Origin of the sequence: Bacillus sp. JJ1773 (assembly GCF_036962035.1) — a bacterium.
GTDB lineage: Bacteria > Bacillota > Bacilli > Bacillales > Cytobacillaceae > Cytobacillus.
On sequence record NZ_JBALNX010000037.1, the window covers coordinates 1 to 25,126 of the forward strand.

The 25,126-nt window shown below is 37.6% G+C and carries 28 protein-coding genes; 22 read left to right on the top strand and 6 right to left on the bottom strand.

What is annotated here, in order from left to right:
- The coding region (locus V7127_RS09910) for a hypothetical protein (protein WP_335485380.1) at positions 1–214 on the top strand (214 nt) is incomplete at its 5' end.
- A gap of 42 nt (positions 215–256) precedes the next feature.
- Here V7127_RS09910 and V7127_RS09915 read toward each other — a convergent pair.
- Entirely contained in the window at positions 257–811 is a 555-nt protein-coding gene (locus V7127_RS09915; RefSeq protein ID WP_335485383.1) for a hypothetical protein, read from the bottom strand.
- Positions 812–1,000: 189 nt separating this feature from the next.
- Between V7127_RS09915 and V7127_RS09920 the strand changes: the two genes are divergently transcribed.
- The 6 genes from V7127_RS09920 (at position 1,001) to V7127_RS09945 (ending at position 5,158) form a co-directional block, all read left to right on the top strand.
- A complete protein-coding gene (locus tag V7127_RS09920) occupies positions 1,001–1,417 on the top strand; it encodes a hypothetical protein (RefSeq protein WP_335485386.1) in 417 nt (138 codons plus the stop codon).
- A gap of 2 nt (positions 1,418–1,419) precedes the next feature.
- Positions 1,420–2,649 carry an MFS transporter gene (locus tag V7127_RS09925; RefSeq protein ID WP_335485389.1) on the top strand — a complete coding sequence of 410 codons (1,230 nt, stop codon included), beginning with the start codon at positions 1,420–1,422 and terminating at the stop codon, positions 2,647–2,649.
- Positions 2,650–2,783: 134 nt separating this feature from the next.
- Positions 2,784–3,485, top strand: coding sequence for an MBL fold metallo-hydrolase (locus tag V7127_RS09930; RefSeq protein ID WP_335485392.1), 702 nt, complete (start codon positions 2,784–2,786; stop codon positions 3,483–3,485).
- A 25-nt stretch (positions 3,486–3,510) separates the two neighbouring features.
- Positions 3,511–4,113, top strand: coding sequence for a TetR/AcrR family transcriptional regulator (locus tag V7127_RS09935; RefSeq protein WP_335485395.1), 603 nt, complete (start codon positions 3,511–3,513; stop codon positions 4,111–4,113).
- Positions 4,094–4,438 (top strand): YrdB family protein, encoded by a 345-nt coding sequence (locus V7127_RS09940; protein ID WP_335485397.1) that lies wholly within the window; start codon positions 4,094–4,096, stop codon positions 4,436–4,438. Before V7127_RS09935 ends, V7127_RS09940 begins: the two co-directional genes overlap by 20 nt.
- Positions 4,439–4,483: 45 nt before the next feature.
- Positions 4,484–5,158, top strand: a complete 675-nt coding sequence (locus V7127_RS09945) for a YdeI/OmpD-associated family protein (protein WP_335485445.1) — start codon at positions 4,484–4,486, stop codon at positions 5,156–5,158.
- 92 nt (positions 5,159–5,250) lie between these two features.
- Here the strand turns inward: V7127_RS09945 and V7127_RS09950 are convergent, their stop codons facing one another.
- Positions 5,251–7,191, bottom strand: coding sequence for an endonuclease MutS2 (locus tag V7127_RS09950; protein WP_335485400.1), 1,941 nt, complete (start codon positions 7,189–7,191; stop codon positions 5,251–5,253).
- A gap of 584 nt (positions 7,192–7,775) precedes the next feature.
- Here V7127_RS09950 and V7127_RS09955 point away from each other — a divergent pair.
- Positions 7,776–8,753: a quinone oxidoreductase family protein gene (locus V7127_RS09955; RefSeq protein ID WP_335485403.1), complete on the top strand. Its 978-nt coding sequence runs from the start codon at positions 7,776–7,778 to the stop codon at positions 8,751–8,753.
- Positions 8,754–8,858: 105 nt separating this feature from the next.
- Here V7127_RS09955 and V7127_RS09960 read toward each other — a convergent pair whose 3' ends face one another.
- Entirely contained in the window at positions 8,859–9,545 is a 687-nt protein-coding gene (locus V7127_RS09960; RefSeq protein ID WP_335485407.1) for a DUF3600 domain-containing protein, read from the bottom strand.
- Entirely contained in the window at positions 9,535–10,116 is a 582-nt protein-coding gene (locus tag V7127_RS09965; RefSeq protein ID WP_335485409.1) for a sigma-70 family RNA polymerase sigma factor, read from the bottom strand. The genes V7127_RS09960 and V7127_RS09965 overlap by 11 nt, the downstream gene beginning before the upstream one ends.
- A gap of 202 nt (positions 10,117–10,318) precedes the next feature.
- Here V7127_RS09965 and V7127_RS09970 point away from each other — a divergent pair, with 202 nt between their 5' ends.
- Both V7127_RS09970 and V7127_RS09975 read left to right on the top strand, forming a co-directional pair.
- Positions 10,319–10,849, top strand: a complete 531-nt coding sequence (locus tag V7127_RS09970; RefSeq protein WP_335485411.1) for a GNAT family N-acetyltransferase — start codon at positions 10,319–10,321, stop codon at positions 10,847–10,849.
- 28 nt (positions 10,850–10,877) lie between these two features.
- A complete protein-coding gene (locus V7127_RS09975) occupies positions 10,878–11,999 on the top strand; it encodes a metallophosphoesterase (protein ID WP_335485414.1) in 1,122 nt (373 codons plus the stop codon).
- Positions 12,000–12,037: 38 nt separating this feature from the next.
- On the opposite strand, the gene V7127_RS09980 is transcribed toward V7127_RS09975, so the two are convergent.
- The gene (locus tag V7127_RS09980; protein WP_335485417.1) at positions 12,038–12,511 is read right to left on the bottom strand and encodes a DinB family protein; all 474 of its coding nucleotides are present in this window, start codon (positions 12,509–12,511) and stop codon (positions 12,038–12,040) included.
- A 135-nt stretch (positions 12,512–12,646) separates the two neighbouring features.
- Between V7127_RS09980 and V7127_RS09985 the strand changes: the two genes are divergently transcribed.
- From V7127_RS09985 to V7127_RS09995, 3 genes are all read left to right on the top strand, one after another.
- Positions 12,647–13,603, top strand: a complete 957-nt coding sequence (locus V7127_RS09985) for a D-2-hydroxyacid dehydrogenase (protein ID WP_335485420.1) — start codon at positions 12,647–12,649, stop codon at positions 13,601–13,603.
- Positions 13,604–13,670: 67 nt separating this feature from the next.
- Entirely contained in the window at positions 13,671–13,823 is a 153-nt protein-coding gene (locus V7127_RS09990) for a hypothetical protein (protein ID WP_335347079.1), read from the top strand.
- 266 nt (positions 13,824–14,089) lie between these two features.
- Complete coding sequence (locus tag V7127_RS09995; protein ID WP_335485423.1) at positions 14,090–14,221, top strand: hypothetical protein; 132 nt, start codon at positions 14,090–14,092, stop codon at positions 14,219–14,221.
- 264 nt (positions 14,222–14,485) lie between these two features.
- Here V7127_RS09995 and V7127_RS10000 read toward each other — a convergent pair whose 3' ends face one another.
- Complete coding sequence (locus V7127_RS10000; RefSeq protein ID WP_335347077.1) at positions 14,486–15,859, bottom strand: amino acid permease; 1,374 nt, start codon at positions 15,857–15,859, stop codon at positions 14,486–14,488.
- A 436-nt stretch (positions 15,860–16,295) separates the two neighbouring features.
- Between V7127_RS10000 and V7127_RS10005 the strand changes: the two genes are divergently transcribed.
- From V7127_RS10005 to V7127_RS10045, 9 genes are all read left to right on the top strand, one after another.
- Complete coding sequence (locus V7127_RS10005) at positions 16,296–18,026, top strand: L-lactate permease (protein WP_335347076.1); 1,731 nt, start codon at positions 16,296–16,298, stop codon at positions 18,024–18,026.
- 117 nt (positions 18,027–18,143) lie between these two features.
- Positions 18,144–18,452 carry a DUF3221 domain-containing protein gene (locus tag V7127_RS10010; protein WP_335485426.1) on the top strand — a complete coding sequence of 103 codons (309 nt, stop codon included), beginning with the start codon at positions 18,144–18,146 and terminating at the stop codon, positions 18,450–18,452.
- Between the two features lie 18 nt (positions 18,453–18,470).
- The gene (locus tag V7127_RS10015; RefSeq protein ID WP_335485430.1) at positions 18,471–19,058 is read left to right on the top strand and encodes a VanZ family protein; all 588 of its coding nucleotides are present in this window, start codon (positions 18,471–18,473) and stop codon (positions 19,056–19,058) included.
- A gap of 239 nt (positions 19,059–19,297) precedes the next feature.
- Complete coding sequence (locus V7127_RS10020) at positions 19,298–20,083, top strand: ABC transporter ATP-binding protein (RefSeq protein ID WP_335485433.1); 786 nt, start codon at positions 19,298–19,300, stop codon at positions 20,081–20,083.
- Between the two features lie 110 nt (positions 20,084–20,193).
- Positions 20,194–21,162 carry an ABC transporter substrate-binding protein gene (locus V7127_RS10025; RefSeq protein ID WP_335485436.1) on the top strand — a complete coding sequence of 323 codons (969 nt, stop codon included), beginning with the start codon at positions 20,194–20,196 and terminating at the stop codon, positions 21,160–21,162.
- A 4-nt stretch (positions 21,163–21,166) separates the two neighbouring features.
- Positions 21,167–21,931, top strand: coding sequence for an ABC transporter permease (locus V7127_RS10030; RefSeq protein ID WP_335347071.1), 765 nt, complete (start codon positions 21,167–21,169; stop codon positions 21,929–21,931).
- 102 nt (positions 21,932–22,033) lie between these two features.
- The gene (locus V7127_RS10035) at positions 22,034–22,558 is read left to right on the top strand and encodes a DUF4242 domain-containing protein (protein ID WP_335347070.1); all 525 of its coding nucleotides are present in this window, start codon (positions 22,034–22,036) and stop codon (positions 22,556–22,558) included.
- A gap of 110 nt (positions 22,559–22,668) precedes the next feature.
- A complete protein-coding gene (locus tag V7127_RS10040; RefSeq protein WP_335485439.1) occupies positions 22,669–23,724 on the top strand; it encodes an acyl-CoA dehydrogenase in 1,056 nt (351 codons plus the stop codon).
- A gap of 213 nt (positions 23,725–23,937) precedes the next feature.
- Positions 23,938–24,726 carry a LysM peptidoglycan-binding domain-containing protein gene (locus V7127_RS10045; protein WP_335485442.1) on the top strand — a complete coding sequence of 263 codons (789 nt, stop codon included), beginning with the start codon at positions 23,938–23,940 and terminating at the stop codon, positions 24,724–24,726.
- Positions 24,727–25,126 lie beyond the last annotated feature (400 nt).

Genomic DNA, 25,126 nt, shown 5'->3' on the forward strand with positions numbered 1-25,126 from the left:
AGAGTCTGGATGGACATTTCACCAAGAAATGGGTTTGAAAAGTCCGAGCAGAGAGTCTGGACGGACATTTCATCGAGAAATGAGTTTGAAAAGTCCAAGCAGAGAGTCTGGACGGACAATTCACCGAGAAATGGGTTTGAAAAGTCCGAGCAAAGTAAAAAGGTTAAGCAACTTATCAACTGGATTAACAATGTCCTTTAGTCTTTCTAATTAGTAAGAACCTCTGCATAGATCTCGAAAGTCTAAGTAGAGGTTCTTATTCGTCTCTCTCAATACTTACATTTACTTCTTTTAACCGGTCAGTTACTAGAGGGACGACCATTTGGAAATATTCATTTGCCTTAAACTTCAATTGATTCCCGTCTATAAATAAGAATTCATATTCAGGAAAATTCCCTTTCTCGCCCTTATAATAAATCACTTTTTCCACTTCGCTCCATGTATAGGAAAGGTCCTGTTTAGAAAAGAGAGTTCTGTATGATAGGCCATCCTCTGAAATTAATTTAAAAGATTGGGATGCCGTCCAAAAGGGAATGACACTCAAGCAGACAAATGCGATGCTTAATATAATCGAAAACTTTCGGATATCGAATATGGAAATAATCATTGCAGCAATAACTAATAAAAACAACCCGATCCCATATACAATGTAATTTTCTCCGGGTACAAAAACAACCTGGTAAATTCCTTTCGTGTAATATACACTATCTGCTATTGTCTGCGGGGCAAAGATGAGGAGAAATGGAGATGAAACAGCAATACATATTCCGATGGCCAAAAAAATATGCTTAGGCTGATAATTTTTTTCCAATTAATATCCTCCTTAAGATTATTAAACTTTTAAATAGGGTCTTTCCATTTATCATCAATATCCATTTTGGTGAATTTTTACAATATTTTCAATCTCGTAATAATGATGACCAGTCAACCTTTAATCTGATTTTGAAAAGTGGAACCATTTTCTAAAACTCCCGTCTAAATGTAAGGAGGGATAAATACAATGAAAAAACTAAAAAGTTTGTCGATTTTTTTTCTCATCATGCTCACAAGTTGTTCTGGACAAGAAGAACAATTAACAAGAATTGATGTTCAAAAAGTGAATGAAGAAGGAATGCACGAAGAGGAAATCATTATTTCAGAAAAAGAAACGATAAATCTACTAAGGAATTCTTTTGAAAAAGTGAAATGGGAACCTAACACAAAAGCTGAAATGTCGAGGAAAGAGGATGTATTGGCTACCTTATTCTACACTTTTGATAAGAATATGCCGGAAAGGCTTTACGAATATAGAATTTGGTTTAATCCTAATGAAACTTCCACCATTATCAGTAATAATGAAAAAGAAGGTTATGGAACCTTGGATGAAGAAAACACAAAAGTAATCAAAAAAGCTTTTTCAATGTCATCGGAGGATTAGAGTTGAATCGTTCATTTTACGCTCTATTAATCAGTCAAACCTCCATGAATTTGGGGTTTGCTTTATATACAATGGTCGTTGTGCTGCATCTTTACAATGAAACCGGCTCGACCACAATATCGGCGATGGTCACATTAATAAGTGTATTATCCCGAATGGTAAGCGGAGTATTTTTGCCCTCCGTATCGGATCGATTTCAGCTGAATCAGTTGTTGATATTTTCTCAGATTGCACAAGTGCTGCTGTTATCTGTACTGTTTATTCTTTTTCAACAACCGCTTGATACGGTTATTATTATATTTATCTTTAGTTTATTAGCAGTCATCTCGTTTTTTAATGGATTTTTTGCTCCTGTTAAAAGCACGATTGTTAAGGCTGTTGTTCCTGAGCATTCTAGGGTTAAAGCAAATAGTCTATTATCAAGTGTGGATCAAACCTTTTTATTTTCTGGCTGGACCTTTGGCGGGGTGCTGCTTGCATTCCTTGGAAAACATACCACTCTTGTGATTACTATCTGTTTTCTAGCGGTTTCCGTAGTCAGCTTATTTTTTATAAAAATGAACCGGTCAACCAGCGTAGTCACCTCAGAAGGGATGATTAGCAGATTAACCTCTGGATGGAAGTACCTTTTCCAGCACGAAGGATTGCGGGTCATCGTGATCATGGATGTAATGGAAACATTGGTCGGATCTATCTGGATAGGAGCTGTCACGCTCACTTTTGCAAAAGAGGCACTCGGAAAAGGAGAAGCCTGGTGGGGCTATATCAATGGCGGCTATTATTTTGGAGCGATTTTAGGCGGGTTTCTTGTTTTCCGATTTTCAAAATTCTTAAAGGGTCGCTTAACGATACTCATGTTGATCGGTTCAGCTGCTTTTGGTTTATTGACCTTTTCATATGGCTTCGTAGGCCATGCATATCTTGCTGTGCTTTTAGTCATTTTAATGGGTCCTTCCTTTCAAGTTAGAGATTTGGCGCAAGAAACGATGTTCCAAAATAGTACAGACGAAAAGACGCTTACTCGGATTCTTGCTGCTAAAGCTACATTGGTACAATTGATCTTCATTTTTTCAATTATTGGCATTGGGGCTTTGACTGACCTGATTGGCGTCCGGCTCGTTTATATTCTGTCCGGCGGTTTAATGCTTCTTTCCTCTCTATATGGATTCGTCCATCTTTATTTGTGTGGAAAAGGGCTGTCATTGGAGGGGGAAGCGAGAAAAATGACATAGTACTATTTTGATAAAGACGACATTCGCTAAGTGGATGTCGTCTTTTCAAAGATTTTTAACAATAATATTGCATTTAACTAATCTGATTAGTTAAAATGATAATATAATTAGTTACCTTGAGAGGATACGAAAATATGAAAATAACAAAAATGCATTCTGTTTATCAATTAGCTTTTATGCCACGGCTGTTCCCTGTGAATTGTTATTTAGTGGAAGAGGAGAATAGTCTCACCCTTATTGATGCTGCTCTGCCATATAGTGCAAAAAGCATCATCCAGGCGGCAAAGACGATTGGAAAGCCGATCACCAATATCATAATTACTCATGCCCATGGTGACCATGTAGGCGCATTAGACATACTAAAAGAGAATTTGCCAGAAGTACAAGTAAGCATTTCTTCTAGGGATTCACGCCTACTAAAAGGAGATACGAAACTAATCCCAAATGAAAAAAACACCCCGATACGAGGAGGAGTTCCAAAAAATATTAAAACCGGCCCAGATATTTTGCTTCATGAAGGAGAACGGATTGGTTCGTTAGAGGTTATTCATTCTCCCGGCCACACACCAGGTTCTATCTCTCTTCTAGATACGAGGAATCGAAGTTTAATTGTTGGGGATGCATTCCAAACTAGAGGTGGGATCGCTGTTTCTGGCACAGTAAAGCCATTATTTCCTTTCCCAGCATTAGCCACTTGGGATAAAGAAACCTCGCTTATAAGTGCTAGAAAATTAGTAGGGTGTCAACCGAGTTTGCTTGCTGCTGGACATGGGAAAATGATTAATAATCCAATTGAGTTGATGAAAAAAGCTATTGATCAAGCAGAAATGAAATAAGCGCAAGAGAATAGAGGTAATGAAGATGACACGTCGTATGAAAATAGATTTAGCTGTAATTTTACTTAAAGCTACAAAAATAATTGATGAACATGGTTTAGACCAGCTTTCTCTTGGTGTTCTTGCTGAAGAACTGCAAATTCGGCCGCCATCCTTATACAACCATGTGAACGGGTTAAATGAATTGAAACAAAAGCTAGCTATTCATGGAACGAGAAAGCTTTATGAGATGATGCTTCAAGAAGCTGTAGGGCGTTCTGGTGACGAGGCTATTCGAGTCCTTAGCGGGGCATATATTCAGTTTGTAAGAAATCATCCTGGCCTGTATGAGGCAACTTCGAGATATCCTGATCCGGAAGATAAGGAATTACTGGAAGCGCAGGAGTCCATTGTCCGTCTTACTGTTCAAGTATTGCAGGTGTATAACCTGGATGAAGAACAAGCTATTCATATGGTCAGGGGGTTCAGAAGTATTTTGCATGGTTTTGCCTCGATTGAACAAGTGGGTGGCTTTGGGCTGCCCTATGATACGGATAAAAGTTTGTCAATTCTCATAAATACATTCATTAAGGGTCTTCATTCTTATGAAAATGAGAAGGTGAATGGTGATGCTTTTAGAGAGTTTTAAGGTAGTAAACGTCATCCTTCGTTTTCTGCTGGAGCTTATTGGTCTGTCTGTTTATGGATATTGGGGGTATAAAATGGGGATGACTGCCATTATGAGGTGGGGGCTTGCAGCTGGAATTCCTTTTATGATTGCGGTTGTGTGGGGTTTATTTGGATCGCCAAAAGCAACTTTTCAGCTTTCGGGACTCTCTCATTTATTGTTAGAAATATGCATCTTTATTTTGCCTGCCGCACTGCTAATTAATCTAGGAAAGGTTCAATTAGCTTGGTTTTATGGGATAATAGTGATTGTGAACCGTATTTTAATGTATGTTTGGGAGCAATAATAGGTATTTGATTCAGGATAAAGTAGAAATAGAAGCGGGTGGATCATATTGGCTAAATCAATTGTTGAAAAACTAAATCTAACAAAATATAAAAAAGCTGCGGTTTTGGGAATGCCTGAGGGTACAGATTATCTAGCAGAATTAACAGATTATGATACAGAACTGACGAATAGTCCGTATGATCTTATTTTTGCCTTCGTGTTAGATATGGAGTCTTTAAAGGGCCTTGTAGACAGGGTGATTGAGAAAAATGATTTAACGGAAAATGGATATATCTTTTTGGCTTACCCCAAGAAGGGGAATAAAGTTTACCCTACCTTTATTCACCGCGATCATTTATTAGGCGGGTTAGGTGCGGATGAGGATGGATACATCGGTGCAAGCAATCTTAAATTTGCCCGTATGGTAGGACTGGATGATGTCTTTACAGTTGTGGGCCTTAAAATGGATGCTAAAAGTAAAAAAAGCACTTCTACTAGACCAAGCCAATGTGTGGATGACTATATCGAGATGATTCCAAATGTGGAGAAAGACTTGCAGGAGACGCCAGATTTGCTTGAAATCTATCAATCGCTAACACCAGGGTATCGAAAGGATTGGGCCCGTTATGTGTATAGTGCCAAACAAGAGGCAACAAAAGCGAAACGGCGCGATGAAATGAAAGTGATCCTTGCTGCTGGCTACAAGACTAGGGATTTGTATCGCAGAGATAATAAATAGGGGAATAAAGCAGCAGGGAAAAAGACGTTCATTAAGTAAAACTTACTTGATGAACGTCTTTTTCAGCTTACATCTTTTCTTTCCCCCAAAAATCAATCCTCACTATCTAACCAAACACCCTCTACATGCTTTCTCTTTTGCTCCTTATTGATTTTCCGATATTCCTTTGTCTTGAAAATGATATCGAAGTCATAGTTTTCGGGATACAATTCACTTCCTTTTATATAAAGCTTTAACCGTTTATGATTAATTGTCCGCTTTTCTCCCTGTATTTGAACAACATAATCACCTTTCGAATCTGGTCCTTTATATATGATTCCCATCTCATTTGTTTCCGTTAATAAAACATTATCTCCTTGTTCAAATAGGGTAAAGCTTTCCGTACTTGAATCAAGGGATGGTTTTTTTGCAGTCCTTCTCGCATATTTATTAATGGCAATTTGCTTCTGGTAGCCTGGCCCTTTTAAAATAGCTGCATCTAATTCATCGCGATAGCTTCGATTATTTTTATAAGTAATTTGATGAGCCTTTTCGATCAATTCTGGGTGCATGCCAAGCTTGATCGCGATGTCGAAAGCCTGGCTGTTTCCGCTTTGTCCAAGAAGAAGCCTATAGGTTGGCCGCAATGTTTCAATATCAAATTCCATCATCCCATTCAGAAATCCGCTTGTTTTTTCCGCAAATTCCTTCATTTCATTGTAGTGGGTAGTGGCAAATAAAGTAGCACCCTTTTGGTAAAGCTGCTCGAGAATCACAATAGCCAATGCCATACCCTCACTTGGGTCTGTCCCTGAACCCAATTCATCAAGAAGGACAAGTGAGCGGTCATTTGTGACTCGCAGGATATCAATAATATTTACAAGCCTTGAACTGAATGTGCTTAAGTTCTGTTCAATGCTTTGCCCATCTCCAATATCAACGAAAATATGCTGAAATATAGCAATCTCGCTTCCAGGATTAGCTGGTATCGGCAAACCTGTTTGTGCCATCATGGTGAGCAGACCAACTGTTTTCAAGGTAACCGTCTTTCCACCGGTATTCGGCCCGGTTATGACTAAAGCGCGATGCTCTTCACCAAATTGAATGGAAAGTGGAACAGCTTTGTCGCCAAGCATCGGATGCCGAGCTTCTTTTAGGTTGATTACATAATCTTCATTTAATATAGGATTCGAACAGCCTGTTTTTCGGCTATACGCTGCCTTTGCAAATAGGACATCATAATGATGCATCGTTTCGATAGCAATTTTGATTATATGCTCATGCTGAAGCACCTTTTCCGTTAATTCATATAAAATCCTTTCCGTTTCCTGCTCTTCAGCCATACGCAAAAGCTCAATTTCTTCTTGAATAGAACCTAATTCAGAAGGCTCCATATATAAGGTTGAGCCTGATGCGGAAGAATCAAGAACGGTTCCTTGCACTTTGGAGCGATACTGTCTTTTCACAGAGATGGCAATCCGGGTATTCCTTTCAACGAGTAACGTATCCTGCAGATATGCTGCATACCTCTTTGATTTTACGAGCTGCTGGGCTTTCTCCTTCAGCTTATCTGTTTGGATCGAAAGCTGTCTTCTTAAATAAGCTAAATCGCTTGAAGCATGCTGATCAACCTGCCCATGACGGATGCAACGGTTAATTTCCTCCTCTAGCTCCCGCACCTCACCAATCGATTCCGCATATAAACTTACATTCGGAGCTGCATAGTGCTTATCCTTCATGAATTGTTTTAGCTTCGAGCAATGCTGCAGGAATGAAAGAACGTACGTAAACTGATCAGCACGAATATAAATTCCTTTTCGTGCCTGTGTTAGATAGTGATCCATTTCATCCAGAGTATGAATAGGGACACTGCTGCTAATTTTGATAATTTCCTCTGCTTCAGCGATCTCTTTTAATGATAACTCCATTCGCCGTTTATCTGGCAATGGACGTAATGCTTGAAGGGTGTTCTTCCCCCGATTCGTTTTCGCAAAACTTGCGATTTCGTTTAGAATTTCTTGATACCCTAATACATCAATGGTTTGCTGATTCATTTTGAATCCTCCTATTATGATCATTTATTTAAACCAATTAAACTGCATAAAAAAAACCGCCATGAACAAAATCGCTCATGACGGTAAGAAGAAATGGAAACATGCAATGGCAAACTAAAATTGCGCGCAGCACTATAAATAGGGAAGGAATGCCCTCGTTTTTCCTATTTTTGCACACAAAAAAGCTATGACAAAACATGCCATAGCGGGTTCACCAAATCTTCTATGCTATGATGCGTGTTCTTAACATCCCTCAAAAAAGCGTACACTTAATAAACCAGTAATTTGACTGGTTTTTTGCTTTCTTCAAGGCCGTATGAAAATAACGGTTAGTTAAGAACATTCACACTCATAAAACAAACTCCTTTGAGTTTACATTTTTATACAAATTAAGTATACCATGAATGTGCTTGGGAGGTCAATATTTGAATGAAGATTCTAATATTTTTAATGTGTATGACCTTGAAATATTAGGATAAAAAGAGGAGTTTACATTTTTGAATGGAATATTTTAATAATTCTAGAAGGTTATATGAAGGATTTGAATGTGTCGAAACTTCAACAATAAAAAAGGGGGAATCCATTTGAAAGCCATCGTTATAACTGAATTTGGTAATCCTGAAGTAATGAAATATGTAGATACTGATATTCCTCGTATTAAGCCAACTCAAGTATTAATAGAAGTAGAAAAAACAAGTGTGAACTATGCGGATGTAAAGGCGAGATATGGAAAAAAGGGGAGCTGGAAATCACCATTTATTCCGGGGCTAGATGCGGCCGGTGTCATTGTTGAAACAGGATCTGAGGTTCAGAATTTGCGGGTTGGACAGCGAGTTATTACTTTTCCATCAAAAGGGTCGTATTCAGAATATGTGGTTTCAGAGGAAATACTTACATATAAAATCCCAGATAACATAGATTTTGACACGGCGGCTGCTTGTCCAATTGTTTCTTTTCTTTCCTATAAAATGCTTCAGGATATAGCAAAAATTGAACAAGGGGAAACAGTACTTATCCATTCGGCGGCTGGCGGGGTTGGAACAACGGCTATTCAAATGGCAAAGCTTTTAGGTGCAAGCAAAGTAATTGGAACAGTTGGAGATGAAAAGAAAGCATCGGTTGCTATTAAGGCAGGTGCAGATCATGTCATTAGTTATGACAAAGAAAACTTTGCAGACCGGGTAAATGAGATTACAGATGGGCAGGGGGTTAATATTGTTTTAGATTCTGTTGCAGGGGTGGTCACTGAAAAAAGTCTACTCTGTTTAGCACCGTATGGCCGGTTGGTTCAATTTGGTAACTCTAGCGGAACTGCAGGCATATTTAATACAAGTGATTTGCATGCAAGTTGCCGATCAGTACTCGGATTCAGTTTAGGCACAACGAGAAGGCTCCGGCCAGAATCGTTGCAGCATACTGCTAAACAAGTTTTACAATACATAAGCGAGGGAAAACTAAAATTTGAAATAAGTCATCGTTTTCCTTTAGAACAAGCAGTACAAGCTCACAAGCTAATTGAAAGCAGGCAAAGCACGGGAAAAATTTTATTGGATGTAAAGTAAATATATTAATCAAATCCAAGATGTATCCATAACATCACAGAAATGTTCCATCTTGCGCTAATCCACTTAAACACAAAAAGCAGGAGTATTCTCCCGCTTTTTGTTTCACTGAAATTGCTTTTTATCTACGTAGCTCATAAAATCCTTCGCTTTAATAAACTCTGCTTGAAGATCGGAAGGGATCATTTCGTTATCGATTGGTCCTTCACTCGGATCGATATTACTTTTCACTAACACTTCCTCATAGGTCATAAGTGCTTCAATATAGGCTGTATACTCCTCAGAGGATAAGATTTCTTTACTTGATTTTAGTCCATTTAGTTTATCGAAGAAAGGCTGAACGCCCATTAATGCCTGTTTGATTTGATCTGCCTCTTCTGAAGGTAATTGAGAATAATCTATATTTCCATATGGATCGCCATATTGTAATTTCGATGACGTCACCACATTTAGCAATTCCTTAAATTCATTGTATTCTTCTGTGCTTAGTTCACCTTTAGCCTGTGATAACTTCGCACTTAAAAGCATGTATCCATCCATAGTGGCCTTAAAGATATGCTTCTTTAAGTTTTCGAAGGAACCGTAAATGTCATCAGCTAAAAAGGATTGGGAAGCAAAAACTCCGGTCGGGATGAGCAAGGTTGCTGCTAAAATGCCTGCAGCCAAACGTTTTCTCAATTTTCCGTTTGCAGTTTCGATGTTGCTTATGATTTTTGTTTTTAATTCTGGTGGGGGCATAAATGAATTGCCTTTTTCTTGTAGAGACTCTCTTAACTGATTTTCAATATTCATAAACATTCCTCGCATTCTCTAAAAGTTTTTTTCCTTTCTCATTGGCACGCAATTTATTTAATGCCGCATTAATTCGTGACTTCACCGTTCCAAGCGGAATCTCTAAAATTCTTGCAACCTCGTCTTGAGAAAAATCGTTTAAATAACGAAGTATAATCACCTGTTGCAACTTATAAGGCAGCTGAGTAACTAATTCAACAAGCTCCTGATTGGTTAATTTATTAACAACTTCATTTGAAAAATCTAAGACTGCCGGCTGTTTTAATGCTTCTGCCTTTTTAATAATCCTCACATGCATCCATCTTTTTCGTCGATAGGACTGAATTTGTTTCATGACAATCCCCATATACCAAGATTTAAATGGCCTGTTGGTATCATATTTTTTCAAAGATTTGAAGAGCTGTATGTAAATTTCCTGAACCAAATCATCTACATCAGCTTTGTCCTCAATAAGGAAACGAGTCGTTTTATATATATCAGGGATTGTTCTTTCATAAAGCTCGTTGTACGCTTGCTTATCATCCGATAGAATCCGTTCGATTAATGGATGATGATAATTAGGGTCTGTCATTCAAATGAACACCTCCTTATTGTTTTCTACTATATATTGGTAAGATATTGAAGTTTCGTTCGATAATTATTAATAAATATTGTTATTTCGTTTAAAAATGATCGGTTGCATTATATAAGGATTATAAAGTAAGGATTGAGATAAAGGAAAAAGTAGGTAGTTTCCAGAATATAAACTCTACATACACAAATGGAGTGAGAGAATGTTTCCAATACTAGAAACAGAAAGATTGTTACTAAGAGAACTTGTTGAAGAAGATACACAAGGTGTTTTCAATTGTTTTTCCAATCCTGATGTCACACGTTTCTATGGACAAGATACTTTAACAAGCATGGATCAGGCTAAAGAGTTTATCCGAATTTTTGAACAAAATTTCAATGAAAAACGTGGGATTAGATGGGGAATTCAGGTAAAGGGCGGGGGAGAAGAAATCATTGGCACAATCGGGTTTAATCTCTGGTCACCTAAACATAAGAGGGCTGAGATTGGCTACGAGATCCATCCCAATCATTGGCGCAAGGGTTATGCGGCTGAAGTGGTTTCCAAAATTGTATCATTTGGCTTTAATGAACTTGGATTAACACGAATTGGAGCAGTTGTTTTTATCGAAAATGACGCATCAAATGCACTTCTGACAAAGCTGGGATTTAAAAAAGAGGGCGTATTAAGAAATTATATGTATCAAAATGGAGTTCCCTACGATACGAATGTGTACTCTTTATTAAATGTATAAACAGGCACTCAGATAAGAGGAGATTCAAATGTTAAATGTTATCAATCTAAACTTAGACCCAAACCGAAGAGCTATTATTATTTCAGATATACACGCAAATCTTTTGTTATTTAAAAGGCTGTTAGAAAAGGTTCATTACGATAAAGACGATTACCTCTTTATAAATGGAGACCTTTGTGAAAAAGGAGAAAACAGTTTAGAGATCGTTCGCTATGTAAAGGAGATGACTGAGCAATCCTCGAATGTTTTTGTCACGAAAGGGAACTGCGATATTTTACACCGTTATGTATTTATGGGGAATGAAAAAATTCTCAACTATATGAAGGCAAGAAAAAATTCTATCCTAAATGAAATGCTGGAGCAGGGGAAACAGTCTTTAATGCATTTTAATCAAATTCAGCAGCTTGCTCAATATTATGAAACTCATTTTGAAGAAGAACTGAACTGGCTGGAATCTTTGCCTGTGGCTATTGAAACAGAGAACTTCATTTTGATCCATGCTGGTATTGAGGACCGGGCCGATTGGAAAGAAACAGATGAAAACTTCGCTTTATCTGTCGATTCTTTTTTTGATAGAGGACATCAGGCTAAGAAAACCGTCATAGTCGGACATTGGCCAGTCGTTAATTATCGTTTTCATTCCGAGAGCTCTAACAATCCAATGATTGATTTTGAGAAAAAAATCATTGCCATTGATGGTGGCAATCAGATTAAAAGGGATGGACAACTGAATGCCCTTATTTTCGAGAATAATCAATTTTCGTTCGAGTTTGTTGACGAGCTTCATGAGAAAAGGAAAGTTAAAAAAGACTACTTAGATCAGACAGGTCGTGTCGGAACAGTCACCTATCCCAATTATGAAATGAGTATTATTCACAGAGAACCTTACTTTACACTTTGCAGGAATATTAAACTTGGGGTTGAGCAATGGGTGAAAAATGAGTATTTAGTTGAAAATGATGAGGGTGTGTGCTGTAAAAATGATTTAAGCACTACATTTTTATCGGTCCGATATGGTGAAGTTGTGAAGGTGCTCAATGCTAAAGTATCTGGTTATACACTAGTAAAAAAAAAGAACGGTTTAGTTGGATGGGTGCCAATTGAAGTGGATGGAAAGGAATTGCTGACAGGTGACTTCAAGGCAGAATAAAGCAGGAGAGTCATTTCTGCCTGCTTTATTCATACAATTCATTGCTTCATGGCTTTAATGCCCTTTTTTAAATCAATAATGGCTTGTAAGTGCATTCCTTCATGGAAGATGGTTCGAATTAAAACCTGTTCAATTGTTTGCATGCCTAATTCGGTTGGTTTATACTCAACCTCTAAACGATTGCCATATGCCTCTTTTATATCGGCAGGCTGAGATTTAAGCATCCGTTTTAAATCTCCCAAAGAAGGAGTTTCCGCACTAAAGTCAGCCGGAGACGTACCGAATCCAAACCACTTATTAAATTCATCGGGTACAACGGTTTTTTCCTTCGTGACCGCTTGAATCCAAAGATATTGATCAAGGAAAATATGTCCAAGATTCCAGCGAATATTATTGCTATAGCCCTTTGGAATGACTTCGGCTTCCTCTATTGTTACATTCTCCACTGCATCCAATATTTCATTTCGATAGCTTTCTAATTGTCGAAATAATACTTCATGACGTTGATTCATTTAATCTAGCCCCCTTTTTAATTTAAAAATTCGATGAGCACATGTTGTTTCCTGCAAATAATTATATTTTTTAGACAACTCTATGTAAAATAAGTGTAAGAATAAATACTATTTCTAATAGGGGAGGAATTTATCATGACATTCCAGCCGAACATTCTTGTTTTTACCCGTGATAAGGCAGAGGCCGAAGCTTATGCTGACTACATTCGTAATTTTGGATTTTCTTCAGTGAAGGCTGCTGCAACCTTTGAGGAAGTGGAAAGGTACTTGCCAGATACGGAGGTTATTTTGGGATGGAAGTTTCCCACTCAAGTCCTAAATCAGCCAATTGCATCAAATGTACGCTGGTTTCAATCGATGGGGGCAGGGGTCAATGATTTGGTTGCAGACAAGACAATACCAAACAGAGTCCAATTAACCCGTATCGTCGATCAATTCGGAACTTACATTTCAGAATATGTTTTTACATACCTTTTGAACATCGTGAAAGACGTCTCCCGTATGAACAAATCACAAATGGAACGGAAATGGGATCCATTCATTTCGGAATCCTTGGCAAACAAAACTATCGGGGTGGCTGGACTCGGATCTATTGGGGCTGAAATTGTGCGTAAAGCTCGTGCCTTTGATATGAATGTACACGGATTAAGTTTTAGCGGAAAACAAGCTTCATTAGTGGACCGCCACTATACTCCAGAAAGCTGGGGTGAGTTTGTAAAAGACCTTGATTATTTGGTAACAATTCTTCCTTTAACAGAAGCCACACATCATATCATAGATCGTGACCTTCTACTAACGATGAAGCCGAATGCTTGCCTTGTCAACGTTGGCCGAGGAGCACTGATAAAAGAAGAGGATTTAGTTAACGTTATGCAATCAGGTCATCTTCGTGCCGCCATTCTCGATGTATTCGAGAAAGAGCCGTTGCCGAAGGACCATGCCTTCTGGTCAATGCCAAATGTGTACGTTACATCCCATCTATCAGGACCGAGTACCGTTAATGGAGTTTGCAGTTTTTTTGCAGCAAATCTAAAGCGATTTATAAATGAACAGCCTTTACATGGATTAGTAGACCGTGAGCAAGGGTATTAAAGCAAGATAGATGGGCACACTCTAAAATGAATTAAGTTATAAATAATCATTTTCAAGGAGTGTTAACGTGAAAAGGAAAATTCAGCAGGAAACTCCAGTGATTGCAGAAGGCATCGACACGGAAGATGAACTAATGGAAGACGCGACACCAAGTGAAGTAGCAAAAGGCGAGTATACAAAAGTTATCACAGTATCTTTAGATGAAAACGATCCAAGCTAGTGCTAACACCCTTAATCGCGGTGTTTCTTCAAGACCCAATTCAGGCCTATCAATTGATTGAAGAAGAAATACTGAAAGATATATACGACTGGCACGTTTGTATAGTGAGACAAAATCAAAAAAGCCCATTCCTTAAAAAGTTATTAGGGAATCGGCTTTTTTAAGTTGAAAATCTACTTAGCTTCATTTTTGTCATTTTATCTTTTGATGTATTATCCTTTAGCTATTGGACAATTTATAAATAATCACAAACTGGAGGGATATTATTGAAAAAAGAAGATGAAGAAATATCAGAAGGTTTAAATCAAATATTTGAAATCATTAATGCTAAAGGTGACACAGAAGAGTTAAATGAAATTGTTCAAACACCTGATAACCAATCAAATGAAAATAAATAATTTTTGAGGATTTTTTATCCTCTATTTTCAACCTTTTTACATCAATACTTTATTTTAACCTCTAGTTTTAGAAGTATCCTACTACGTTCGTAAAAAGAATCCTCCATTTATTTTTAAATCGCCATCCGTTCACTTCATACTCTTATATTCAACTTATTCTGCAGTGGTAGCAGTGTCAGTCACACCCGAAATTGTCTAAAGAATACACTAGTCTCGACATTTAATAATCAAAATTCAACATTTATCAAGGGGCCTGTCACTGCTTTATTGATTTAAGTGACTCTTCCTATAACCATACGTAAAGTAAATGACAAGACCGAGAATTAGCCAAACAGCGAAACCTTTCCATGTAAATGCTGAAAGCTGCAGCATTAAATAAACACAAAAGATCACTGCTAAAGCTGGAATAACAGGTACCCAGGGTGTTTTAAATCCACGTTTGAGATCTGGTCGCGTTTTACGAAGTACAGCAACACCAAGAGAAACAGCTGTGAAAGCAAATAATGTACCTATACTTGTCAGTTCAGCTAATTTATCAAGGGGAACTAGGCCGGCAAGAGTGGCAACCAATATTCCTGTTACCCAAGTGCTTTTTAAAGGAACTTTTGTTTTTGGATGAACAGCAGACAAAGCTTTTGGCAGAAGTCCATCTCTGCTAATTGAATAGAACAGACGTGATTGTCCAAACATCATGACGATTAAGACTGTCGTAATTCCAACAATGGCTCCAAGAGAAATAAAACCTGCTGCCCAATCTTGATTAATATATTGCAATCCAAAAGCTACTGGATCTTTCACATTTAGCAAATCAAACGGTACCATCCCAGTAAGAACTAAAGAGACGGCGATATACAAAATTGTACAAACTGCTAATGATGAAATAATCCCGATTGGAAGATTACGCTGAGGATTTTTTACTTCTTCGGCAGCAGTAGATACCGCGTCAAAGCCAAAGTAGGCGAACACGACAACTGCCGCTCCAGTAACGACTCCAGAAAATCCAAACGGCATAAACGGAGTCCAGTTATCCGGTTCAACGTACCAAGCCCCAATAATAATGAATAGAAGTACGACAGCCACCTTAACAACAACCATTGTGGCATTAAATTTAGCAGATTCTTTTACTCCTCTAGAAAGTAATAAAGTAACTAAAAGGACGATAATAACAGCTGGTAAATCGATGATTGTACCTTTTGAGGGATCAAAGGCGTAAGTTAAGGCTGTTGGTAAATGAATTCCAAATCCTGCTAATAGCCCTTGGAAATACCCTGACCATCCACTTGCCACCGCGGAGGAGGCGAGTCCATATTCGAGAACTAAATCCCAACCTAAAATCCAAGCAAGTAATTCACCAAAAGCGACATAACTATATGTGTAAGCACTCCCGGATGCTGGAATCATCGAGGCAAATTCCGAATAGCATAATGCTGCAAATACACACGCTAAACCCGCAATAATAAAAGATAGGATTAAGGCAGGGCCAGCATATTTGGCTGCGGCAACTCCTGTCAAAACGAATACTCCTGTTCCAATTATAGCCCCAACCCCAAGCATGGTTAGATCTAGAGCCCCAAGTACCCTTTTGAGTGAATTGTTAGAAAGTTCATTGCCTATCGATTTTTTACGAAATAAATCCATGTTTTTCTCCTGTTATTCATGTCGATTTTTGTCGAAATGACAAAATAATATTTAGGTGCTAATTTATTACTTGTAAAGATTGAAAATTTTAGAACGCGTAAAACAATCCTAATAAGGCCTAAAATTAAATTACTTTAATCTTTTTTCGCATAGGCATTTTAAGGATCCGGTTTAGAAACAGGATAAATGGGAAAATTCATTCCTCTAGGGATAGTATCTGCAGATATTCTTTATTTAAATCCTAATTTCTCACTTATGAAACTGAGAGATTGGGATTTTTTTTGCTGACTGATATACAATCCCAAGTATTAATTCGTTATGAACAAATGGGTGGACATTCCATAAATTCATAATTTTACTATTATTGGGACTAGTTGTACTAAAGGGAGATTACCCGTCATATACTTCGAATGAATATGATTAGGAGGGGATAAGTTTGGAGTTTCATCAACTGTATGATCCAATGGGGAATGCCTTTCTTTCTACACTATTAGCTGCAATCCCAATATTGACTTTGTTGTATTTGCTCGCATTGCATCCTCATAAGGATAAGCTGGGGAGAAGGCATTATGGAATTGCTGCACCAAAAGCAGCTCTCATTGCTGGGATCGTCACTGTTATAATGGCAATATGGTTAGTAGACATGCCTGTGTCTTCAACATTAGCAGCTTTTGGATATGGATCCTTCTTTGGCATGATGCCGATCGGCTGGATTATAGTTGCCGCAATGTTTTTGTATACGATTACATTGGTGACTGGTCAATTTGATATTGTAAAATTTTCTGTTTTAAATTTATCATCAGACAGACGCATTCAAACACTTCTCATCGCTTTTTCCTTCGGGGCTTTTATCGAAGGGGCGGCTGGTTTTGGTACTCCAGTAGCCATAGCTGGTGCGCTGATGGTAGGTCTTGGGTTTCGTCCTATAGTAGCAGCAATTCTTTGTTTAATCGCTAACACGGCCCCTGTTGCTTTCGGAGCTGTAGGGTCGCCGATTATTACCTTAGCAGCTGTGACTGGACTTCCTGAAATGGCCTTGTCTGCAATGGCTGGGCGCCAACTGCCTTTCTTCTCCGTTATTGTGCCATTCTGGCTGATTGCTACAATGGTTTTCATGCACAAAGGAAAGTGGAAGCAGGTAATGGAAATCTGGCCAGCAATCCTTGTTACGGGTGTTACTTTTGCAATTACCCAGTTTGCTGTTTCTAACTACGTTGGGCCGATGCTAGTTGATATTATTGGTGGTCTTGTCGCTATTTTTGCATTAATTCTACTTCTTAAAGTATGGCAGCCAAAAAATAAATTTTATTTGCCTGGTGAAGAGGAAGAAATGAAATCCCTAGAAAATCAGGAAACAAAGTATAGTTCAGGACAAGTGGCAAAGGCATGGGCTCCTTGGGCATTCCTTACACTTTTCGTATTCATGTGGGGACTGCCACAATGGAAGAGCTTCCTGAATTCTTTGAACTTCTTTGGTCTTAAGTCATTTTATAGTATTCCGGTGCCTTTTTTGGATCAGCTCGTATTCCGAAGTCCGCCACTTGCAAAGGAATCTATACCAGAAGCGGCTCTTTATAACTTAAACTGGCTATCTGCAGCAGGAACAGGCGTGTTTTTTGCCGCATTGCTAAGCGGTTTGTTCCTCCGAATGAGCAAAGAACAATGGAAACAGTCTGTTGTAAGAACAGCACAAAGAATGAAAACCCCATTAATAACGATAGCGTTAGTACTAGGCTTAGGTTTTACAACGCGATATTCCGGCTTAGACGCCATCCTAGGATTAGCTTTTACTAAAACTGGTGTGTTATATCCGTTCTTTGCTGCCATGCTCGGTTGGCTTGGGGTATTTCTGACTGGCAGTGACACCTCTTCGAATGCATTATTTGGGAGTATGCAACGAATTACTGCTGACCAGCTAGGACTAGATCCGGTGCTAATCGCAGCCTCCAACTCAACCGGTGGGGTCATGGGGAAAATGATTGACGCTCAAAGCATAGTTGTAGCAACAGCAGCTTGTTATGAGAATCGAGTCGAAGGCGCAAATGCTGTAGGACCGATATTTCGGGCAGTCTTTTTCCACAGTTTAGCTTTAGCCGCATTAATGGGAATTTTAGTCATGCTGCAAGCATATGTATTCCCATGGATGATACCGGCGTATACTTTATAATTAACATAATGCTTTATTGTTGAAAAAATGGACGTTTTTAAAAGACGTCCATTTTATTTTTTTGCCGAAACCTTTAACTGTACGGTACGTCTATTCACATATAGGAGATGGATACGAATGAAAAAATACATTGTACTATTATTATTCTCATTTATCTTATTTGGCTGTACTCAAAAGAGTGATGTGAAAGGCGAAGCTGATATGAAAGGGAGCATTCTTGAAATCGATAAAGATGCTAGGCGAATTTTAGTTGAAGATAATGAGAAGGGGTTAGTATGGGTTACATTGAATGAAACCGATAATATGAAAGAATTGCAAGTTTATCAAGAGGTCGCAATCTGGATTGAGGGTGCCATTGCTGAATCCTATCCGGGTCAAGCAAAAGCATTACATGTTGAGATCATTCAGCCAAAGGAAGTTGAATAAACCACCTGAGAGGTAATTATGAAAAAAGTTATTCTGCTTAGTGTTTTCATTTCTCAAGTCATATTTTTTATTCTTATGCCAGTATGGCTTGAACTAACAAACCATTTGCATCCGCTAGTAGTTGGGATAGTTTGGTTTGTTATTTTTTTCTTAACTTTATTTATTGTTTGCTTGTTACTTAATGAAAGAGTCTATGTATCACAAAGTGTCCTCCGTAGTCTTATATTTTTCTATACTATCGGACTGTTAATTCTATTATTTTTCCGGCCAAATGGGACAAATTACGGTGCGGTCAATATGATGCCTTTTATGACCATTCGCCTTTATTTATTTGGGAATGCTGATTTTCTAATTGCCTTTTATAATTTGGGTGCGAATATCGGGTTATTTATTCCATTTGGCGTGTATTACGGGTTTATTAAAAAGAGTGCCTCGATTAAACAGCTTTTATTTTTCACAATTTGTTTGATTAGTATAATAGAAGGACTGCAGTTTGTATCAAAAAGAGGGAGCTTAGATATTGACGACCTTCTATTAAATACAGTGGGTGTTTGTCTTGGCTATTACCTTCTCCCACTTTTTCGTAAAGTCCTGTTAATTAAATAAATGATCACACATGGTTGTTCCAATTAATGATTTTGTCATTGGCGGGGCAACCATTTTTATATTGTGCATTTTGATTTCTTGAACATACAAGATTGATAAAAGAAAATTTTATACTTTCAAAAAATTAAGTTGTCATTTTGAACAAAGTGTAATAGAATAACTTAAAATCACTAAACATAGTATTTATATAGGAATTAAATGAATTGACGATTTTTGTCTTTTTAAGGGGGATAGAGGGCTTGGTTGAACCGATTTTTATTCAAGTGGAAAATGTGAGCAAAGCCTTTAAGAATAAAGAGCAAACTGTACATGTTTTAAATAGTGTGACCTTTGGGATTAAAAGGGGAGAGATGATAACCATATTGGGAGAAAGCGGATGTGGGAAGAGCACGCTGCTTAATATTATTGGTGGATTCGAAAAGCCCGATGAAGGAAAGGTTATCATCGATGGAAATCAAGTGGCCCAGCCAAATAGAAAATGTATTATGCTTTTTCAAAATTATGGTCTTTTACCATGGAGATCTGTTTTGAAAAATGTAGAGCTTGGGTTAGAAGGCGAGAAAATGGAGGTTAAGGAGCGGAAAGAGAGAGCACGCACATATTTGAACTTGGTCGGTTTAGGGGATAAAGTTGATCTATTTCCGCATGAGCTTTCAGGGGGAATGCAGCAAAGGGTTGCGATAGCACGAGCTCTTGCCAACCAGCCAGAATTGATTTTAATGGATGAGCCATTTGGTGCCTTAGATACATTTAATCGCTATTATCTGCAGGATGAGCTTCTTCGAATTCAAGAGCAAGAGAAGACGACCATTATCCTTGTCACGCATGATATTGATGAAGCGATCTATTTATCAGACAGGGTGATTATGATGAAAGCTAATCCAGGTGAAATAAATAAAGAGTTAACTATAACTCTTTCAAAGCCTAGAGATCGAAGTCATGGGGACTTTCAGCAATATCGAAGGACGATATTTGAGGAATTCCATTTTAACCGCCCTGCACCTTCAATTGAGTTTAATATTTAAATATTTTTTAGATAAGTTTTGTTAATAAATATAGTTTGCGATAGAAACCGCCCAATGCGTGCATTAGGCAAGTAATCAAAATATAGCTGTAGATAAAGAGGAGGGATACGATGAAAAGTTATAAAAAGCTTTTATCCTTATTGATCATTTCAATGCTCGCGGTGAGCTTGTCTGCTTGTGGGTCTAACCAGTCTTCGGCAGGGAAATCCGCGAATGAAGAAAAGCGAGTAGTGAAAATTGGCTATTTGCCGATTACTCATGCGGTTCCTTTGTATTTAGAAAATGAACAGGATTCGTTTAAAAACTTTAAATTGGAGCTTGTTAAGTTTGGTTCATGGCCGGAGTTAATGGATGCCCTTAATACAGGCCGTATAGATGGTGCTTCTGTTCTTGTGACTCTTGCTTTGAAGGCGAAGGAGCAAGGAATTGATTTGAAAGCTGTGGCGCTTGGCCATAGAGATGGAAATGTATTAGTTGCAGCTAATGATATTAACAGTGTTGAGGATTTGAAAGGGAAAAACTTTGCAATCCCTCATAAGTTTTCTACTCATAATATATTGCTCTATCAAATGCTTAAACAGGCTGGGCTGAAATATGAAGATGTTAAGGCTATTGAATTGCCACCTGCCGAAATGCCGGCAGCCCTATCGGAAGGGAGAGTTTCAGGATATGTAGTTGCTGAACCGTTTGGAGCAGTCTCGGTAGCTATTAAGAAAGGAAAGGTTCTTTATCAGGATACTGATATTTGGGAGGATTCAATTGACTGTGCACTAGTTTTAAGAAATGACTTTATTCAAAAGGAAAATGAAGTGGCTCAGGAATTTGTCAATGAGTATGTAAAAGCAGGCGAATTAGCTGAGAAAAAAGATGATCACACGCTGACAGCCTCTTCTAAATATATGAAGGTTGATAAAGAGGTGATGGATCTTTCATTCCAATGGATTTCTTACGATGATTTAAGAGTAAATAAAAGCAGCTATGATGAATTAACAAAAAGTTTAGTAGAAATGGGTTTATCAGAAAATCCGCCTTCCTATGAGGAGTTTGTCGATAATTCATTATTTGATAAGGCGAAGTGATGAAATGGGAAGTGTAAAAAAACTCTCAAATGTCATAGTTGGTTTTGTGCTTCTGATTGCTGCCTGGCAACTAACGATTAGTATCGGGAATTATGATGAAGCCCTACTGCCGCCGCCTCTTAAAGTGTGGGAGGGAATTGTGTCACTCATAAAGGACGGTTCATTCTTTGTCCACCTGCAGGTAAGCATGATGAGATTTTTAATTGGTTATTTATCGGCAGTTATTATTGCTGTTATTTTGGGGCTGATTTTTGGAAGGGTTTTAGCACTGTGGAATATCCTAGATCCAGTTGTACAGGTTTTAAGGCCAGTCTCACCAATAGCATGGTCGCCTTTTATTGTTTTGTGGTTCGGGATTGGTGATATTCCAGCCATCGTGATTATTTTCATTGCTGCATTCTTCCCTGTCTTACTATCAACCGTTTCAGCGGTAAGGAAAGTGGATCCAACTTATCTGAAAATTGCTCAGAATTTTGAAATAAGGAAATCGCATTTACTTATTAAAATTATTCTTCCCGCCGCATTTCCTTTCATAGCAAATGGCTTGCATATTGCCTTAGGAACTGCCTGGATATTCCTTGTTGCTGGTGAAATGGTGGGAGCTCAGTCAGGATTAGGCTACTTAATAGTGGATGCAAGAAATTCAATGAACTTAGATTTAGTGCTGGCCGGTATTATTTTTATTGGGGTTTGCGGACTTTTGCTTGATAAGGCAATTGGCTTATTTGAGAAATGGGTAGATAAGCAATGGGGAAGGGCGAACCAATAGCATAGTAAGAAAGTTAGCAGGTAAGTTTATCTAACTTAATAATATTAAGTGATTTACAGCTCATTATAAATTTTTTAACTATATCCTTGAGGAGGAAAAAACATGGCTCTATATCTTGTTGAATCTATTTTGAATGAGGCAGTAAAAACAAAGGAAGCTTTTGAGGCTAAAGTTTCTGAGGTACAGGAAACAGTTAGTGGAAAAAATACGAGTTTAATTGAAGTTCAAGTTTCAAAAGAGTTCTCAAGATCTTTCTTCATATTTGAAGGTGAAGACCGAAATGCGATTACTGATAGTTTAAGAGAACTAGGAATATCAGTTTCTCTTATTAAGCCAGTGCGTCTAGTTGGTCAGGAATTGGCGAAGGTTAAGGAGCAGAAGGAAAAAGTAAATTATTTAGTCGAGTGGAATCTCCCGGAAAATTTGACTATGGAACAATATCTAGATAGGAAGACGACAAATTCCGTTCATTATGCAGAGGTTCCAGAGGTTTCTTTTTCCAGAACTTATGTATGTGAAGATATGACGAAATGCCTGTGCTTTTATGATGCACCGGATGAAGGAACAGTAAAAAAAGCGCGTGAAGCGGTTAAAGCTCCAATTGACACAATAACTGAGCTTTCATAAAAATGAAAGGAAAACCTCCTTTATGGAGGTTTTCTTAATAAGAAGATTAAATTGTATTAAAGGTGAAGTTCCTGCCTTGATTTTTCTAAAGAAAGGGGAAGGCTGCTTATATGAATTTTGAAAGTTTGCTGCAAACACAACTGAAACCGCTAGTCAGAAAGATAGATTCAGAAGCCTACTACCCAGAAGATTTCCTAAAGGCTATTGGCAAAGAGGGACTCCTTAGTTCGAAGGATTTGCCGAAGGGAGAAAGACTATCACGAGAAGTGTATTTGGTGAAAGAAACGGCTAAGGTATGTATGACGACAGCTTTTAATTTATGGTGTCATTTAGCTTCTTTAACTTATATCCGAAACACTGATAATCCATTTCTAAAACATGAAATTCTTCCTTGTCTTGAAAACGGGGAATTATTAGGCGGCACTGGCTTATCAAATCCGATGAAATATTATGCAGGTCTTGAGTCTTTACATTTGAAGGCAAAAAAGCCGCAAGATGGTTATATCGTTTCTGGGAATTTACCTGCTGTTTCTAACTTAGGAAAAGACCATTGGTTTGGAATTATTGCTGAGGTAGATGAACACCAACGAATCATGGCTTTCGTCCCGTGCTCGGCAGAAGGATTAACTTTAAAGGAAAAAATAGAGTATTTGGGGGTAAACGGAAGTGCCACTTATTCCTGTGCGTTTAATGATGTAAGGATACGAGAAGAGTGGATAATTGCTGAACAAGCAGATAAATTTATCCTTAATATTCGATCGGCTTTTGTTCTATATCAAATTCCTCTGGGATTAGGAGTGACAGAGGCATCGATTAAATCTATTCAAAAGGTTTGCAACAAGCAGGGTGGGTGCAATCAGTATTTAGATATTCAAACAGATGAACTGCAAATGAATTTAAATGTAATCACTGAAAAAACATTCCGAATTGCTGAAAGTCATAACCTTTCTGAGAAATGGAATGAGTTATTGCAGCTTAGGCTTGATACTGTAAATCTAACATTAAAATCCGTACACGCATGCATGCTTCATCAAGGTGGAGCGGGGTACTTGAAAAATAGTGATCCAGCAAGAAGGCTAAGAGAATCCTATTTCCTTGTTAATTTAACCCCAACAGTTAAGCATCTACAAAAGATGATTCAGAAGAACATCACTTACCCCCTTTAAATTTATTTAATAGAGGAAAATTTCAGTTATAAAACCGAGTAATCATATTCGAATTATAGAGCTCGATATTGTGTGCTAAATTACCTACTATAGAAAAGAAAATGGGTTATGAGAAAAATATTGGTAATACGGTCAAAAAAACCCCCTGATGTTTCGAATTACTCTTGAGTAATTCGAATTTATTATAGAGAGAGATATGGGGGAAAAGAAACATTGAACACAATTTCAATTAAACGAAAGCAGAGAATTGCCGAAGTACGCAAGCAAAGAATAAAAGCTCGTAATAAAAAAGTGATCATAACTACAGCTGCTGGAGCTATTACAGCTATTATCTTATTAAACGGCAAAGCAGAAGCATATAGCTCAACTTATACAGTTAAACCAAAAGATAACTTATATAATCTTTCTAAAAAGTATCAAGTGAGTGTAGAGCAGTTAATGGAAGTAAATGGTCTAGTAACAGAAAAAATTACTGTAGGCCAACACCTTCTTTTACCTAATCAACACACAGAAGAAGCCTTTGTTTCATATAAAGTCCAAAAAGGGGATACGATATACTCTCTTGCTAAACAGTATGAAATATCTATAAATGATTTGAAAAAGAAAAATAATATGAGTTCTGACAAAATAATTGTTGGAGAAAAACTCTTATTGCCACTAGAAGCTAAAAGCGATGTAGAAAGTATCTATACGGCTGTACCTGGAGATACGTTATGGGGAATAGCTAAACGCTTTGGGGTGACAGCTAAAGAACTTGCTGGTGCAAATGGGCTTAGTAAGGAAATGGTTCTAATTGGACAGAAACTGAATATTCCTGGGTCTGTTCAATCTGCTAAAGTGGAAGTGGTTGGAGCTGCTGATAGTTTTACAGTAGAATTTACTGAACAAGGAAAACCTCTTGTTTTACAAGTGCCCTATGGAACAGCTTCAGATTATCAGAAGAAATCTGGTCAGAAAGTGCATGTTATCCATAAAAATGGATCAGTAATATCAATATATTAAAATATTGTGTGAAAAAGTATATGCCGCTCTTTATAAGGAGAGCGGTTTTAAATTATTTACACTTTCTTGGATATAAGATGAAGGAACCGTTAGCTATAAGTCTAGTTTCAAATTCTTATGTAAGATATTGTTTTTTTTCTTTATAAAATAATTTTAATATAATTGTTGACACATAGAAAATATAATAGTAATATAAGGTTCTCGCTACGAAATCCAGGCGAGGAGATAAAAAAAGAATTTATATATAATGTTTTAACTGTTGACAAATACAGATGAAATTGTTAATATAAAATTCTGTCGCAAACGCGATGAAAAATTATTTTAAAAAAGTGTTTGACATTGTAAAGATAAACTGATATAGTATTATCTTGTCAGCAACATTAGTTCTTTGAAAACTGAA

Coding starts and splice junctions, on each gene's coding strand:
- V7127_RS09920 (WP_335485386.1), top strand. CDS start 1,001: ATGAAAAAACTAAAAAGTTTGTCGATTTTTTTTCTCATCATGCTCACA.
- V7127_RS09930 (WP_335485392.1), top strand. CDS start 2,784: ATGAAAATAACAAAAATGCATTCTGTTTATCAATTAGCTTTTATGCCA.
- V7127_RS09935 (WP_335485395.1), top strand. CDS start 3,511: ATGACACGTCGTATGAAAATAGATTTAGCTGTAATTTTACTTAAAGCT.
- V7127_RS09940 (WP_335485397.1), top strand. CDS start 4,094: ATGCTTTTAGAGAGTTTTAAGGTAGTAAACGTCATCCTTCGTTTTCTG.
- V7127_RS09950 (WP_335485400.1), bottom strand. CDS start 7,191: ATGAATCAGCAAACCATTGATGTATTAGGGTATCAAGAAATTCTAAAC.
- V7127_RS09960 (WP_335485407.1), bottom strand. CDS start 9,545: ATGAATATTGAAAATCAGTTAAGAGAGTCTCTACAAGAAAAAGGCAAT.
- V7127_RS09965 (WP_335485409.1), bottom strand. CDS start 10,116: ATGACAGACCCTAATTATCATCATCCATTAATCGAACGGATTCTATCG.
- V7127_RS09970 (WP_335485411.1), top strand. CDS start 10,319: ATGTTTCCAATACTAGAAACAGAAAGATTGTTACTAAGAGAACTTGTT.
- V7127_RS09975 (WP_335485414.1), top strand. CDS start 10,878: ATGTTAAATGTTATCAATCTAAACTTAGACCCAAACCGAAGAGCTATT.
- V7127_RS09980 (WP_335485417.1), bottom strand. CDS start 12,511: ATGAATCAACGTCATGAAGTATTATTTCGACAATTAGAAAGCTATCGA.
- V7127_RS09985 (WP_335485420.1), top strand. CDS start 12,647: ATGACATTCCAGCCGAACATTCTTGTTTTTACCCGTGATAAGGCAGAG.
- V7127_RS10000 (WP_335347077.1), bottom strand. CDS start 15,859: ATGGATTTATTTCGTAAAAAATCGATAGGCAATGAACTTTCTAACAAT.
- V7127_RS10010 (WP_335485426.1), top strand. CDS start 18,144: ATGAAAAAATACATTGTACTATTATTATTCTCATTTATCTTATTTGGC.
- V7127_RS10015 (WP_335485430.1), top strand. CDS start 18,471: ATGAAAAAAGTTATTCTGCTTAGTGTTTTCATTTCTCAAGTCATATTT.
- V7127_RS10025 (WP_335485436.1), top strand. CDS start 20,194: ATGAAAAGTTATAAAAAGCTTTTATCCTTATTGATCATTTCAATGCTC.
- V7127_RS10030 (WP_335347071.1), top strand. CDS start 21,167: ATGGGAAGTGTAAAAAAACTCTCAAATGTCATAGTTGGTTTTGTGCTT.
- V7127_RS10035 (WP_335347070.1), top strand. CDS start 22,034: ATGGCTCTATATCTTGTTGAATCTATTTTGAATGAGGCAGTAAAAACA.
- V7127_RS10040 (WP_335485439.1), top strand. CDS start 22,669: ATGAATTTTGAAAGTTTGCTGCAAACACAACTGAAACCGCTAGTCAGA.